Below are 16,545 nucleotides of genomic sequence, written 5' to 3' on the forward strand. Positions count from 1 at the left end.
ATCGAAGGAGGAGTCTGAAATGAATCATGATTTACTTTTTCGGAAGAAATGCAAACGCTTACCTGAATGGAGGTTGATTAGAAGATGGCAGTAAGGAGCAAAAAGCTCATAAGTTTGTTTCTGGTTCTGCTGATTTCACTGGGCAATTTGTCCGTCCTGCATGCAGACGAGGACGATGAAGTTCAGCTGGTCAATTTATTGGCAGCGGACATGGATACTCAATTTGACAGCGGTATCAGTCCCTTTACTCAGGATGCAAGCACAAGCGGGGGGTCGCAGCAAATTGTCCAGGTTAACGGCAACAACGCCCTCGAGATCAGGGACGCTTCGCTCGGCACGAATGCGGCAAGCAGCTTCTATTACCAGTTGAACAGCGGCAGCCTCAAGGACCGCATTAACGCCATCTATAATATGCCGGCAGGCAGTTCCCCGGTCGAGTTTGTTTTTGAATACAAGGTCAGGCGGAGCGCAGCCAGCGACAAGGTGGTAGACAAGGATGTTTATGCCTATCTTCAGTTCGGCAACTTCGACAATAACCTGATTCCCCGTTTCCCGGCAGGCACACCGAGCATCACGGGGACGGCAGCTTATCTAAACACGGTGCCGGATACACTGCAGACGGTTAATGATGTCGATCTTCCCGGATACCGGTTTCAAGTCATACCAAATGGCGGGCAGCGCAGCATTACGAATATCAGGTTGGGGTTCACCGCCCGCGTCAATAACAACGGGACGGATGAAGCCTATATCGTCGACGATCTGGCGGTGTATGAAGTCAATACGGGACCGGCGCAGGATACCGAAGCGCCGACAGCGCCTGCAGGTTTGGTGTCAACCGGGAAGACGGATACTGACGTCACCCTGTCCTGGACGGCTTCGACAGACAATGTGGCGGTTACCCGCTACGACATTTACCAGGATGGTATTCTGGCATCCTCTGTAAGCGGTGCCACGACTGCTGATACCGTAGTCGGATTGACGCCGAATACGGCCTATGATTTTACCGTAAAGGCAAGAGACGGACTGGGAAATTTGTCAGATGCAAGCAACGGGGTAACGGTGACGACGGATCCATCGGCAAACGGACTGCCTGAGCCGTTCGGCGACCGGGATATCGGCACGGTTGCGGTTCCAGGCGGCGCAAGCTATAACGAGGAGACCGGCACATTCACCGTTCAAGGCTCCGGCAGCGACATCTACGGAACGGCGGATGCATTCCATTATGTGTACCGGCCTTGGACGGGCGACGGCCAGATCGTTGCGCGCGTTGCAAGCATAGGCAATTCGGTGGCTTGGACGAAGGCCGGCATTATGATCCGCGGGAACATATCGGCACAATCGCCCTATGCCATGATGGCTGTAACGCCATTGAACGGGGTTAATTTCCAGGATCGCCTGCAAGCCGGGGGAGCTTCGACGCTGACGGCAGGAATGAGAGCGCCGGCGCCGGCCTGGGTGAAGCTGGCGCGTGTGGGCAATGTGATCAGCGCTTACGAGTCGACTGACGGAGCAATCTGGACGATGGTCAAGAAAGAGACGATTAACCTGCCGAATACCGTCTACTTCGGGCTTGCTCTTACAAGCCACGAGAATTCCCGGCTAAGCACGGCTGGTTTTGACGGGGTTACAATCGGCGAGGTTCCGCCTGAGGAAAGCAACTATTCGCCTTACCCCGGCACAATTGACAGCAGGAAGCAATGGCTGTGGGATAAGACGAAAGCGGTTTCCGAAATGGGGGGCCTGCCTCTGAATATTGCCCAGTATGTCGCGCAGATTCTGGATGGGCAGAATGTAGCGGGCAACCTCCAGAAGCTGGACAATATGTACCAGACCTATGACTGGGAGCAGTATAAAACCGTCTCCAAAATGTATGCCTATCTGATGGTGGGCGATCTGTTCAGCAGCACGATGCTGGAGCATGTAAAATGGTATTTCTCCCAATATGCCTATACCAAGCTGTCGCAGACCGAGAACCTGCGGATGAGCAATTATACGGCGGGCTATCTGGTAGGCCAGTATTTTCCGGATCTGGTCGACTTGAACGGCAACTCTGGAGCTGCTCTGAAAAGCATGAACAGGGCGAATATTGAGGAAATGATCGAAGCTGCCGTACATGAAGGCTGGGCTGAATATGAAAGCGCCGAATACACCTTCATGACCTATTTCTGTCTGAATGCCATCTATCAGTATACGGATGAGCCGGACTTGAAGCAGAAGGTCAAAATGGCCATGGATGTCATGTGGTTCGAGTGGGCAAATGACTGGACGGACGGCAATATCATCTCCACTACAAGCCGGGCAAAAGGGGACAGCGTTACGGCGAACGGCCCGTCATGGAGAGGGGCGGACCACACCGCTTTATCCTGGGCGTATTTTGGCCAGCACCGCGCACAGCAGGGGATAGGCGATTCCGACGCCATGGTTCCGGCGGCCTATCGTCCTTACCTGGAGTATCTGGGCATGGTGGTTTATCGCGGAATGGATTACACGCCACCGGAGATGGCTTTGCGAATCGGGCAGTCCACGCACAAGGACTACTCTTCCCGCAAGACCAATCTGCAGAATTCAAGCGGCAATAATTTGAAGACCTACCGTCAGGCTTTGGTGAAACCCGACTGGGGCCTTTCCACTGAGGTGACGTACAACCGGGTCGATAACTGGATTGAGGATCTTCCTATGGTTCTGCGCTGGAAATCGGATTCGCCTGCCTCTGTTTTCAGAGTGAATGCCGATCAGGGCGACCTCCCGATAGGAAATTATGATCAGCCAGCCAATCACCGCGTCATGCAGGATGGTAAAGCTGCCGTGGGCGTGTATAAATTATTGAACAGCCCAACCATGAATTATGTGAATGCGATGTTCCCGGATACCGGTTCGATTAAAAGCAGGCAGGAACAATCAGGATGGATATTCAGCGATACGGGTCCCATATATTTTGCCTTCAAAATGGTGAAGCCGTACTCCTGGTATTACCAGACGCCTACCGACCCGGCGAATAAAGTCAAAACAACAGCGAGGCTGCATCCGACCAATCAATTGAGCTACAGCTACAATATTCTTCGCAGTCAGGCTGACACGAACGGCTGGATTATCCAAACCGCGGACGTTTCCGAGTATGCCGACTTGAACAGCTTCAAGAACTCCGTTCTGAGCAATACGACAGTGGACGCCACCCATATCAATGACGCAAACCCGCGTCTTGTCTATACCAGCCTGAGCGGGGATGCCATGGATATTACCTTTGATCAGGGTGCGGCTGCATATACCGGCACACATAAAATCAACAATACGCCGATCGATTACGCTTCATTCAAGCTATTCGATACGCCTTGGCTGCAGCAGGACCAGAACTCGGATATCTTTACCGCCTCTCAGGGCGGCGAGGTATGGACCTATAACTTCGCCAACTGGACGACCACCAAGACAGGGGATCCCGTGGTTGTTCCAAACAACAGCTTTGAGAATGGCGCAGCAAGTCCCGATAACTGGACGGCAGGCACATTAAGCGGAACACCCGTCCTGACGAAGGACACGGTAACCTCCCGAACTTATGGAAGCTCTGTGAAAATCAGCAGCGCAAATGCTGCAGACAACGGCAGCTGGAGTTTGTCAGGCAGCAATATGATCAATGTTGATCCGGGAGCGGCCTATACGCTCCGGGCATGGGCCAGGTCCGATAGCGTCAACCAGACCGATGGGGCGACTGCGGACATCACCTACTATAAGAGCGACGGGACGACTGTCACCGGCAGCACGTATTCATCAGGCAGCCTGAAAGGAACAAGCGGTTGGACACAAATCGTGGTAACTGCTGCGGCGCCTGCCGACGCAGCCAGGATCAGTCTTGGCTTGAGCCTGAAAGGAACGGGAACGGTCTGGTTTGATGATGCGGAGCTGATAACACAAGCCAATATTCCTGTAACCGGCATAACTCTCAATAAGGAGACGCTCTCCATGGGATCAGGCACAAGCACGAATCTGACGGCTCTATTTGCGCCTGCGGACGCTTCGAATCAAACGGTGATCTGGAGCTCGGACAATCCGGCGGCCGCCACCGTTGACCCGACCGGCAAAGTATCGGCAATCGCGCCGGGAACGGCTGTTATTACGGCTGTAACGACAGATGGCGGCTTCACGGCAGCCAGCATCGTAACAGTCACGCTGCAGCCTCTGTATGAGGATGTCTTTGCGGGCGGATTGGGCAATTGGGACTTGTTCGGCACGACCGCCTGGCAGGTGCAAAACGGGGAATTGAGGGGAACGACGACGGCGGGCTCCCCTCAGCGTGCAGTAGTGAAGTCATCCGTGCTGCCTTATTCCTCCCAGAACTACAGCCTGAATTATAAAGCCAAGGGAGACCGCTACCGGACGATGTTCCGTTATACGTCAGGCACCAGCTATTACTTCCTGGAATTCAAAAATACGAAGGAAGTAGAGATGTGGAAATATCCAAATTCATCGACTCCTGCGCAGGTTGGAGCTTTGGTGGACATCAGTGCGGCCATACCGGGCTTCGATCTGAACGTCTGGCATGATTATACCGTCGAAGTCGACGGAAATGTATTCAATCTCCTGATCGACGGCGCCCTGGCGGCTGTCTTCACGGACTCCGATGTAACGCTTGGCGGAGTCGGCTTCTCCATCAAAAGCGTAGGGCCAGCCGTTACGGTTAACATCGATGACGTGAAAGTGAATCCAATCAGCTAGCACAGCTTTAATAGTCCGGTGATTGACTGGCGGAGCAGGCGGAAACAGTCTGGAGAAGCGAAGCGCTCGCCTTTGTACCCCGAATTTAACAGATAGCGGTGCAAAGTGATCAACGGTATCTATTGTTGATCGCTTTGCACCAGCGGTATCAAATTAAAAAAATTCAGGGTACAACAGCGATCGAAAGACGTTTTCGCATGCGCAGCCAACATGTTTCACCGGACTAATAAAGCAAAGCCCGATCGCGCAGTGCGGCGGTCGGGCTTTGCTTTTCCATGGCCTTCAGCCATTTAGCCGTCCAATGCGACTTTTCCCGGGTATAATTGTACTTTGCTCCGGTTTTCCACTCCTTAGATATCAAGTAAGCTTACAGATGTAAGCACTTTCTTGAAGGAAAGTGGATAGAGAGAGAAGGATCGGAGGAGGGAAAGATGGAACTGGCAACTGCTGTAACTGCCAAGAAGAAAGGAGAGGCGCCTCTCAAGAGGCAGCTGAGAAGGATCTGGAAGTTCAAATTGCTTTATATCCTGCTGCTGCCCGCTTTTGTATGGGTTTTCATATTTGATTACCTTCCCCTTTACGGGATTAGCATCGCCTTTATGGATTACAACGTGATTCAAGGCTTCTCCGGAAGCGAATGGGCGGGGCTGAAATATTTCCGGATGCTCTTCGAATCCGAGATGTTCCGCAATGCCTTCGTGAACACCCTGCTCATCAGTCTGTACAAGATGATAAGCGGATTCATTTGTCCGATTTTGCTGGCGCTTTCACTGAACGAAATCCGGGCCAGATGGTTCAAGAAGACTTTGCAGACCGCCGTTTATTTGCCAAGATTCGTGTCATGGGTTGTGTATGGAGGCATCATCACCGTACTTCTCTCGCCTGAAACGGGAGTCATCAACAAGATCATTGAATGGTTCGGCGGGGAGCCGGCCTATCTGCTTGTTGAACCCGGTTACTTCCGGACCATTCTCGTCGTCACGGATGCGATGAAAGAGATGGGCTGGGCCGCTATCATCTACATGGCTGCGATTGCCGGGCTTAACCCGGAGGTTTATGAAGCGGCTATTGTGGACGGTGCGACGAGGTTTCAACGAATCATCCATGTCACGCTGCCGGGAATTACGGGGACCATCGTAGTCATCTTCATCCTGAGAGTCGGATACATCATGAGCGCAGGGCTGGATCAGGTTATCAATCTGTACAACCCGATGGTATTCGAAGTGGGGGATATCCTCGATACCTATATTTACCGGGTTGGTATTGAACAGTTCAACCTCAGTCTGGCGGCAGCGGCAGATGTCATCAAAGGCGTTATCGGCCTTGCAATGGTGCTCATTGCCAATCATCTTGCCAAGCGGATCAATGATTCCGGCATTTTCTAAAGAAGGGGAAGCGGACTATGAAGCTCACGAGAGGCGAGACCGCCTTCGTCACAACCAACTATATCGTGCTCACCATCTTGACCTTGATCATTATTATTCCATTCTGGTACGTCCTGACCGTATCGATTACGCCTTATCATATCTTCAGCGAAAAGGACGGACTGATCCTGTTTCCGGCTTCGATCAGCTTCGAATATTACGAGTACCTGCTGAGCAAAGGATCCCTGATTTACGGCGCTTACGGAATCACTCTCCGCAACACGCTGGGCGGCGTCCTGCTGGCTTTGCTTCTCACCGCTACCGCGGCTTATGCCCTGGCGGACAAGAAGCTGCCCGGACGGCGGATCATTATATTGTTCTTTGTATTCACCATGCTGTTCAAGGGCGGGATGATTCCCACCTATCTGACCATCAAAAATCTGGGGCTGCTCAACTCCGATTACGTTCTCATTCTCGTCATGGCCTACAGCGCCTTCAATATGATCATTATGAAATCATTTTTCGAGGGCATTCCCGAGAGCTTGAAGGAGTCCGCCTCCATTGACGGGGCTTCTGAATTCAGAATCCTGTGGCAGATTGTGCTCCCGCTTTCGATGCCGGTTATCGCTTCCGTCGGACTGCTTTACCTGGTGACCTATTGGAACGATTTCTTCAATGCTCTGCTGTATGTCACGGATTGGCACAAAGCGCCGGTACAGCTCGTGCTGCGGACCATAATCGCAAGCTCCAGTCTTCCGCCGGAGCTGCTCGAAGCGGCTGGCTCCAAACCGCCGCCAACAATCGGCATCCAGATGGCCGCCATCATTATCGTCGCTCTGCCGATGGTGGTCATCTACCCGTTCATCCAGAAATATTTTGAACAGGGTATGCTGATCGGCTCGGTCAAAGGGTAGACGAAAGATCGTCCATAACCATCGGTTTACCCCTAAAAGACGCATGCTCAAAAAGTGAATTCACCTATGACAGGGTTGGACTTTTCGAACGGCTTCTCCAGGGTAAATATAGATCAGATATTTTGAAGGGGGATTATTGCTCATGTCAAAGCAGAAGAAAAAATGGTCATTCGGAGTACTTGCAGCCGTAATGATCGGAACTCTGGCAATTTCAGGGTGCGGCAGCAACAACAACGGGGTAAATGGTGGAACGAATGATCAGCCGGCCAATACAACAACACCGGCGGCAGCAGCGGAAACCACAGATTCACCGGAAGCCACAGCGGATTCACAGCCTTACGAGCTCAAATGGCTGAAAGGCCAGGATATTTCTCTGCCGTACGACCCATCGAAGGATGTTATCAAGCAAGCGATCGAGAAGAAGCTTAATATCAAAATTATTCCTGAAATGGTGGATGTTCAGCAGTATAAAACCAAGTTGAATCTGAAAATGTCCAGCGGCGACATTCCGGATGTCACCCGTATCGATTTTGCCGATGACTTCCAAAAATATGCGCAGCAGGGCGCTTTTGTCGACCTTACCGATATGATCAACCCTACGGATACGCCGAATATTTTGAAAGAAGTGCCGATGGAAATTTTCGAGCAGGCGAAGGTAAACGGCAAGATCTACGGGATTCCTTATCAAGGAGGACCGGGCGCGGGCTACCGTTGGGATCTGGCCATGCGTACCGATTATCTGAAAGAAGCAGGCGCCACTGTGCCGAAAACGCTTGATGAGTATTACAACCTGCTTAAGAAAATTAAAGAGGCAAAACCGGATGTAACTCCGCTTGGAGGCTATACGGCTCAGATCGGGCAACAGAAATATGCCAACAACTCCTTTGACAATATTTTTGGCGCATTCAGCGTAACACCTGGATATTTCACCGAACAGGATGGCAAGTTCAGCAATTATGATATTGATCCAAGAATGAGGGAAGCGCTGTTATTCCTGCAAAAAATGTATGCGGAAGGCCTGATTGACAAGGAGTTCGCAACCATCAAGGAAGAGCAGCTGCGTGCGAAGCTGTACAGCGGCAAGCTGTTCTCCTACATGGGCTGGTGGTCAACGCCAAATGATTACGATATGCAGATCGAGACGAACGAGCTGATTAAAAGCGGCAAGCTGGCTGCAGACGGCAAGCTGGAAAACCAGGCCGAGCAGCCATTCAAGTATCTGACACTGACAGGATCGCTTGTCGGGGCAGACGGCAAGGCGGTTGCACCATCTGGCGCTCCTTTCTCTCAAATGAGCGCGATCAGCGCGAAGACCAAGGATCCGAAGAAAGTGCTGTCCATTATTGAAGAATCCTTGTCCCCGGAAAATCAGATGCTGACTGTCTGGGGAATCGAAGGCGAGGATTACACGATTGTAGATGGCAAGATGAAAAACGTAACGGTAACCGAACTGGTAGATCCCAAGACACAGCAGGATAAGAATGGCAATTTCCGGGGCGCACAAGCTTACACCTTCGCACCTGGATTAAACGGCTGGCCGCGTTATCTGGAGTCTCTCCCGCTTCGCTTCTCCGAGGCGCTGGGTGTAGCAATCAACAATCCTTACCAGATCACGGACGCATCCAACTATCTGGATTCACCTACGAAAATCGCCAAGCTGGTTGAACTGAACACGATGCGCGACGCTGTATTTACGCAAATCATCATGGGCGGCGACATCAAGAAATTCGATGAATTCGTGGAAAAATGGAAATCCCAGGGCGGTACGCAAATTCTTGCGGAGCTCGAGGAATCCTTCAAGAAGAAATCGGGCAAGTAAAGCCGGCTAGTCTTTTAAGCCCCGGTGAGAAAGAGTGGCTGCGCATGCGGAAACGTCTTCTAATCGCTGTTGTAGCCCTGAATTTTCGAATTTGGATATCTTTAAATGGTAAATTCGGGGTACAAAGGCGAACGCTTACGCTTCTCCAGACTATTTCCGCCTGCTCAGCCGGTTCATCACCGAACTTTTAAAAACCCCCGCCAATACAGGTGAACTGTATTGGCGGGGGCTATATTGCCATTTTCGGAGGGATTCATGAATGGTCATGAGGGTCAGAAATATAAGCTTATTGTTGATTGCAGTTATGCTGCTGCAGTTGTTTCCCGCACCGGCGGGAGCGCAGAATTCGACAGTGCTGTTTGAGGACAGTTTTACCGGCGGGCTCGGCAAATGGGATATGTTCGGCAGTACGGCCTGGCAGACGCAGGGCAGCGGCGCCGAAGCCCGCATGATCGGCACAACGACATCGACCGGGGCTCCGCAGCGTGCGGTCGTGAAGGCATCTTCGCTGCCATACAGCACACAGGATTATACCTTGTCGTTTGACGCCCGGTCCGACCGCTTCCGTACGCTGTTCCGGTACAGCTCCAGTACGAATTATTATTTTCTGGAATTCAAAAATGCTAAATCGGTTGAATTCTGGAAGTTTTCCAATTCCTCAACCAATGTGCAGGTAGGAAGCCAATTTGATATCAGGACCGTGCTGCCGAGCTTCAACATGGCGGATTCGCATCAATACGAATTGGCGGTTAAAGGTGCCGAATTCAAGCTTGTTATCGACGGGACACCCGTAACCGTTTTCACTGATTCCGATCTCACGGCAGGCGGAGTCGGCTTTTCCCTGAAAAGCGTCGGTGGCGCTGTCAATTTGAGTGTCGGCGATGTGGAGGTCAGAACGATTGCCACTCCGAGCACGTTCACAATCAATCATACACCGGTTGCCAGTGTGCCATACAATACGAACCTGCCTGTTTCCTTCACACTGGGGGAGAGCACTTCCTCCGTGACGGCATCGGTCTACTATGGTTACGGGGAGGATGCGCCTGCTCAAGTTATTGAAGCGGAAGAAAATGGAAGCGCTTCTTTTACGGCAGTTATTCCGGGAACGAACCGGGCGGGACTTATCCGCTATTATATTTCCGCGCATGATGAGGACGGCAGCACAGCCCGCTATCCGCTGTCCGGGGAGGCTGCCGTCATCGTTGATGAGATCCAGCCTTATGTGAATAATTTTGAAGGGGAGACGACCGGTTCCGCTCCCGCAGGCTGGACGACCGGAGGCAATACAAGAGTGATCCAGCTGCCGGACGGCGGCGGCAAAGTCTTTAATCTGAATGGATCGGGCAGCGCCAAGCTGAACCTTCCCATGTACCTGAACGCAGATAATTTCGTCGTCAAATTCAAGGCGAAATATGAACGGACGAGTACGGCGGTACAGAACACATGGCGGTTTCGATACCGCGCTGTAGACGATATGAACAACAATGCGATGGAATGGGCTACGCATAACTCCAAGTACTTTCTGATGAGAAAGACGACGCTTGGAGGCAACTACTATATCGCCAACCATGTAAAGTCGCTGCTCGACGACTGGCATGATTATGAGCTGCGCATCAGCGGCATCACGCATGAGCTGTTTATTGACGGCGTAGAAGTGGCAAGCGGAGACGATTCCGATCCGCTGGCTTTGCAGAAAGGTTATTTTCAATGGAATGTGGTAGGCGGAATCAATCTGATGATTGACAATTTTTCGATTGATCCGATACCTGCGCCTTATGTATTGGATCTTCAGCCTTCCGGCAATTACGCCGGCATCTACACGCAAGAGGAATCACCGGGACTATCGCTGGCATTGGATGCAGGCGCCAAGGCGCGCGAGTTCCGGATGGATTATACCGTACGCAGGGCAGATGGAGACAAGGCCGTTGTTGCTTCGGGAACGAAAACCTATAACGTGGCCAAGTATGCGAAGAGTGCGGATGAGTTTCCTTTTGACCCTGCATTGCATGATATTGGCACCTATGAGGTGTCAGCCGAATTTACCGTGGACGGGGTGGCGCAGCCTGACAAAGCGAAAAAAATGCGCCTCGTCGTTGTGAAAAAAGCCGCAGAGGTTCAGGATCTTGATCTCGACAACGAGAGCAAATTCGGTCTCAATACGCATTATGCGCTCAATTGGAAGGATGATATTATCGACGGTGCGCGCAAGCTTGGAGCCCGTCATCACCGCTCAGGCATTACCTGGGAGGAGGCAGACCGCAATGTGACGGATACGTCGGGAAACAAGGTGTACGATTACACGAATGTCGATGCCAGGCTGGATAAGCTGTTCTCCTACGGATTTAATCAAATTACAGTGCTGGGCATTGACAGAAACCCGTACTATCAGGAAGGTACCGTCAATACGACCGCTGGCCTGAAAGCGATGGGCGATTTCGTTTACAATACCGTCAGCCGTTATAAAGGAAAGATCCGTCAATGGGAGATGCCGAACGAACCCGAGATTTTCACCAAGCCGTATATTCCGGCGGAGTTCGTGCAGATGCAGAAGATCGCGTACCTGAATATGAAAAAGGCGGACCCGGACGCCATGCTGCTCGCCGGTGACCATACCTCCAGCGTGCGCAGCGTGCTGCCGAAGGAATTGGAGCTTGGCTCCTACGACTATGCCGATGCGTATTCCTATCACCCGTATGTTTACAACTCCATGCCGGATGGCAATCTGCAGAGCATGATGGACGGAGTGAAGGATCTTGTCAACGCCTATGGGGGCTGGAAGGATTATTATTTGACAGAGGGAGGCTGGCCGACGGCCAATGCCGGATATCCTTCCGTTACGGAGGAAACCCAGCGGGATTATGTCGTCCGCGCCTTCCTGAATTACCTGATCACAGATCAAGTAAAGGCTTATGAATATTACAACTACAAAAACGATGGCACGGATGACAGGTACTATGATATCTTCTGGGGGATTACGGACAACGACGGCAGACCGAAGCTGGCCTACGCCGCTGTCAATAATCTGATGACCACCCTGGATAAATCGCGTTATATTGGAACCATGGATACCGGGAATCCGGATGTGGCCGTACATGTATTTCTTAATGACGGCGAGCCGGTCATTGTGGCCTGGAAGAAGGTCGACCACAAGGATAATCCGGCTGTCAAGCCGCTGACAAGCGAAATTACGCTTCCTTTCGGAGCAGCGGGGCTGCAGGTCAAGGATATTAACGGTGTGGAAGTTCCGGTATCGGGAGCGGGCGGCAGCGTTCAGCTTACGGTATCCGGCTCACCCGTTTATATTACGGGAGCGCCTGCCGGTTTTGTGTTCGACTCAGCGGTCACGCTTCTTCAAGGAAAAGAACAGGAAGCCGCAGCCAGGCTTACGCAGCTGCGGACGCCGGAGAACGCTCAGCTTATAGACGCTGATCTGACAGAACTTGGCCGTATCCGTTCATCTCTTGCGGCGGCAGCTGCCGGGGGGCTCCCGGCTGCGGGATTGGAGCAGGGGATCAAGGATATTTATGCGCTGATGGAACAGATAGCCGGCCAGATCGGTGCCGGATCATTGGAACCGTCTCCCGGCTACGTCGCATTGGAAACGCTGTATAATATGGCGGAAAATGCATCCGTCGCGTTGTCCTACGCCTATGAAGGATCCGGGGCCAATATTCTGGATTATGCTGCAGCAGCGCAAGCCGCGACAGATTCATTCAATGTCAAGAAAGGCGGCTACAATGTTATGCCCGTAACCGCGTCTGCAGTGCTGCGGATGAACCGGTACAGCAGATTGGCGGAAGATGCATTTGCACGGGGAGATTACGCAAACAGCTATGCCTATAATTTGCTGGCCCGGGAATTTGCCGGTGCGGCTGGGGCGATTTCCGCTTCAGAGACGCCCAAATTCATCGGTGTGATGGTGAACGTCGTACCGACGCAGGCAACTGGAGAAGCGGCTTATGTCAACACATTCAATCTTTCGCTCGTTAACGATACGGATGCTCCCATGCAGGTATCAATAGAGGCGAGGCTGCCGGAAGGCTGGGACGCTGCACAGACCGGTCCAACGCCGGGTGAATTGACGCTTCCTGCGCATGGCTCGCTGGATGTCCCTTATCCTGTACTCGTACCGGAAGGCACGATCAAGGGAAGATACGATATCGGTTTCGATATCATGCATGAGGGAGCCGTATTCGACACGAAGGATGTTCAGCTCACGGTCGAAGATGGCCTTCAAGTCCGGCTCGTCCCCGTCAAAAAGACGATTCAAGAGCTGGATGTGCTGACGGTACAGCTGACCGGCACCTCATCAGCTGTCAAATCCGGCAAGGTGACCGTTAAAGGTCCGGACGGGACAGTGCTTGCGCCAGTTACGACCGATGCTTTCAGCGGATTGAAGAAGGGCGATGTCATCGGGATGGATTTCCATTGGACGTACCATACGCAAGCCCCGTTCAATGAATATTCAGTGGATCTGCAGGTTGATGAAGCGGCAAGCAGCAAGATGATTTTTCACGATTCGCTCATGCCGGTTGAATTCAACCTGGTACAGCACGCGTCGGCTGTGACGGTCGACGGCAGTCTGGGCGAATGGCAGGACGCATTTCCGTTCCACCTGCGCACGAAAGCCCAGAATGCGAGCGGATTCCACGATCCCGCCAATCTGGAAGCGACCGCTTACGCCAAGTGGGCGGAGGATGGCCTCTATTTTGCGGTAGCGGTTCGCGATAACGTGCACAAGCAATCCGAGAATGCGGCGAATATGTGGAAGAACGATTCGGTCCAGGTGACTTTGGATCCTCTGGGCAACCGTGAGGCTCCTTACGGAGTCGACGATGTTGAATGGGGCTTTGCCCTGGCGGATGACGGCAGGCTGCTTACGAATATCTTTAACTCGACGCCGCCGAATCCAAGCGGTGAGGTGAGCGGCCAGACTCCCTTCAAAGCGGTTCGTGATGAAGCGGCAGGCAAAACGCTGTATGAGTTCAAGATTCCAGCGGCTCATGTCAAGGACTTGAATCCGGAGCCGGGCGGAAGCATAGGCTTTAACATCGCTATTAACGATGCGGACTTCCAGAACGGAAGAGATAACTTTATCCAATGGACCAACGGGACGGCTGATGCTAAGAACACCTCCTTCTATGACTCGTTTGCTTTCATAGATGACGACTCGCAGATACCGGTTACCGGCGTTTCTCTGGATTCCGCAGAGCTGGCGCTGAAGCCTGGAGAGGAATTCCCGTTATCGGTTATTTTGGAGCCCATGGATGCGGCGAATCAAGCGGTGACATGGAATTCGGATAATGCCGCCGTCGCAGCCGTCGATGCGGCTGGCAAAGTGACGGCGGCAGGACCGGGGACTGCGGTTATTACAGTCACAACGGCTGATGGAGGCTTCTCCGCAGCCTGCGTGGTGACCGTAACTCCTCTAACGATTGGAGTCACCGGCATTACGCTGAGTCCATCGACACTTTCGTTGGTGCCCGGTATGACCGCTGATTTGACAGCAGCCATCGAACCGGCAGATGCAACGAATCAAACGGTGACGTGGAGCTCGGATAACACGGCGGCCGCAACCGTTGACCCTGCGGGCAAAGTGACGGCAGTAGAGCCGGGAACGGCAGTCATTACGGCAACGACGGCAGATGGTTCCATGACGGCAGTCAGCACCGTTACTGTAACTGCGGAGCCAATCAGCGTAACTGGCATTACCCTTGATCCGGGCACACTGTCACTTACGGCGGGCGGAACCGCAGCGCTGCTTGCAGCGGTGAGTCCGGCGGACGCGACGAACAAGGCGCTGACCTGGTCATCGGACAACGCAGCTGTTGCCATAGTGGACAGCAGCGGAAATGTAACAGCGGTGGGAGCAGGTACCGCCATAATTACGGCAGCAACGCAAGATGGCGGCTTCGCAGCAGCCAGCGAAGTAACGGTATCGGAGGCGGCAATGGTCAGCGTCACAGGCGTTACGCTTGATCCGGACACACTGTCACTTACAGTTGGCGGAACCGCAGTGCTGCTTGCAGCGGTGAGTCCGGCGGACGCGACGATCAAGGCGCTAACCTGGTCATCGGACAACGCTACTGTTGCCGCAGTGGACAGCAGCGGAAATGTAACAGCGGTGGGAGCAGGTACTGCCGTAATTACGGCAACAACGCAGGATGGCGGCTTCACTGCAGCCAGCGAAGTAACGGTGACAGCAGCAGCAGTCAGCGTTACAGGCGTTGCGCTTGATCGAAGCTCGCTGCCGCTCACTGTTGGCGGAACCGGCGTATTGCTTGCAGCGGTCAGTCCAGCGGACGCGGCGAACAAGGCGTTGACCTGGTCGTCGGACAACACGAATGTCGCAGCTGTAGACAGCAGCGGCAATGTGACAGCGGTAGGCGCGGGTACAGCCGTTATTACTGCCGTGACAGCAGATGGCGGTTATACCGCAGTAAGCACGGTAACCGTGACGAATGCTTATATCTACTTTCCGCCGCCAGCGGCAGTTACACCGGTCGAGCCTGCTGCTCCAGCTGCCGGGACTGTAATTGTACCGCCGGATACGTTCACAAACTTATCTGAAGGCACCGTTACAGTGGAAGTTCCGGCGGATACAACAGCAGTCCAGCTGCCGGCCAATGCCGCCGAGCTGCTGGCGCAGAATAAGCTTGAAGTGAAGACGGATAATCTGGTTCTTGAGATTCCGTCCGAGCTGATCAGGAAGCTGTCCGGCCAGCTCCCGGCGGAGAAGCTGGAGGGCAGTGTAATATCGCTGAAGCTGGAGCTGCTCACGCCGTCTGCGGTGAACGATATTTTGGCAAAAGGGCAGCAGGACCCTAATATGGCGATCAAGCCGGGCGGCGAAACCTATGAAATAAGCCTTACCATCACAGCTGCCGACGGCACGACCGGGAAGCTCACGCAGTTGGATGAGCCGGTTACGATCAGCCTTAAGGTCGATGATTCCATAAATCCAAGGCTGGCGGGTATTTATTTCATTTCTGATGAAGGCAGGCTCGAGTACATCGGCGGGGAATATGCCGACGGCCGATTGACCGCGCAAATCCATCATCTTAGCAAATATGCGGTTCTGGAAGTAAAGAGAGATTTCTCCGACCTCTCAGCGGGTCATTGGGCTTACAATGTGATTGAAGAGCTTGCCGCAAAACAAATCGTTCAGGGAACAAGCGGCATGTTGTTCGAGCCTGGCCGTCCCATAACGCGCTCCGAATTCACGGCCATGCTGGTCCACGCATTGAAGCTGTCGAAGCTGGGCGAGGTGAAGTTTGCCGACGTATCGGAGGGCGATTGGTATAGGGAGGCGGTTTCCATCGCTTATGAGGCCGGAATTGTCACAGGCAGGAGCGCCGGAGCTTTCGATCCGGAAGGCCTTATCACACGGGAAGAAATGGTCACTATGCTGATGAAGGCGTACAAATTGCTTCCAGATGCGGAAGTAACTCCGTCCGTACCAGCGCTGTTCGCGGATAGTTCCGAGATTTCGGCCTGGGCCGCACAATATGTGCAGGAAGCGGCAGAACTCCATTTGATCCGCGGCCGTGCCGAGGGCATTTTTGAGCCAAAAGGAATTTCAACGCGTGCGGAAGCCGCACAGGTCTTGTACAATTTAATCAGCCCTTAGGCTGAATTGCCGGAAAGGGTTCTATCAGTCTGGTATCCTGATCGCGCATATGCCTATTATTAGGCCTCAGCAGGATTTATCGAAGTTTTACAGAAGCCATAGCAATCAGGG

5 protein-coding genes are annotated in these 16,545 nt (G+C 52.9%); all 5 read left to right on the forward strand.

Features of this window, described 5'->3' with window-relative positions; all coding sequences use genetic code 11:
- Window positions 1-84 precede the first annotated feature (84 nt).
- The 5 genes from AC0YNV_RS04385 (at window position 85) to AC0YNV_RS04405 (ending at window position 16,434) form a co-directional block, all read left to right on the forward strand.
- Window positions 85-4,707 carry an Ig-like domain-containing protein gene (locus tag AC0YNV_RS04385; RefSeq protein WP_475766151.1) on the forward strand — a complete coding sequence of 1,541 codons (4,623 nt, stop codon included), beginning with the start codon at window positions 85-87 and terminating at the stop codon, window positions 4,705-4,707.
- Between the two features lie 431 nt (window positions 4,708-5,138).
- Complete coding sequence (locus tag AC0YNV_RS04390) at window positions 5,139-6,092, forward strand: ABC transporter permease (protein ID WP_210043914.1); 954 nt, start codon at window positions 5,139-5,141, stop codon at window positions 6,090-6,092.
- A 17-nt stretch (window positions 6,093-6,109) separates the two neighbouring features.
- The gene (locus AC0YNV_RS04395; RefSeq protein ID WP_475766154.1) at window positions 6,110-6,985 is read left to right on the forward strand and encodes a carbohydrate ABC transporter permease; all 876 of its coding nucleotides are present in this window, start codon (window positions 6,110-6,112) and stop codon (window positions 6,983-6,985) included.
- A gap of 142 nt (window positions 6,986-7,127) precedes the next feature.
- On the forward strand, window positions 7,128-8,804 hold the full coding sequence (locus AC0YNV_RS04400) for an extracellular solute-binding protein (protein WP_475766156.1): 1,677 nt from the start codon (window positions 7,128-7,130) through the stop codon (window positions 8,802-8,804).
- A gap of 259 nt (window positions 8,805-9,063) precedes the next feature.
- Window positions 9,064-16,434: an Ig-like domain-containing protein gene (locus AC0YNV_RS04405; RefSeq protein WP_475766158.1), complete on the forward strand. Its 7,371-nt coding sequence runs from the start codon at window positions 9,064-9,066 to the stop codon at window positions 16,432-16,434.
- Window positions 16,435-16,545 lie beyond the last annotated feature (111 nt).

The organism is Paenibacillus sp. JT31N11 (genome assembly GCF_056269285.1).

Excerpts from the sequence above, each read along its gene's own strand:
- AC0YNV_RS04385 (WP_475766151.1), top strand. The coding sequence starts at position 85 with ATGGCAGTAAGGAGCAAAAAGCTCATAAGTTTGTTTCTGGTTCTGCTG.
- AC0YNV_RS04390 (WP_210043914.1), top strand. The coding sequence starts at position 5,139 with ATGGAACTGGCAACTGCTGTAACTGCCAAGAAGAAAGGAGAGGCGCCT.
- AC0YNV_RS04395 (WP_475766154.1), top strand. The coding sequence starts at position 6,110 with ATGAAGCTCACGAGAGGCGAGACCGCCTTCGTCACAACCAACTATATC.
- AC0YNV_RS04400 (WP_475766156.1), top strand. The coding sequence starts at position 7,128 with ATGTCAAAGCAGAAGAAAAAATGGTCATTCGGAGTACTTGCAGCCGTA.
- AC0YNV_RS04405 (WP_475766158.1), top strand. The coding sequence starts at position 9,064 with ATGGTCATGAGGGTCAGAAATATAAGCTTATTGTTGATTGCAGTTATG.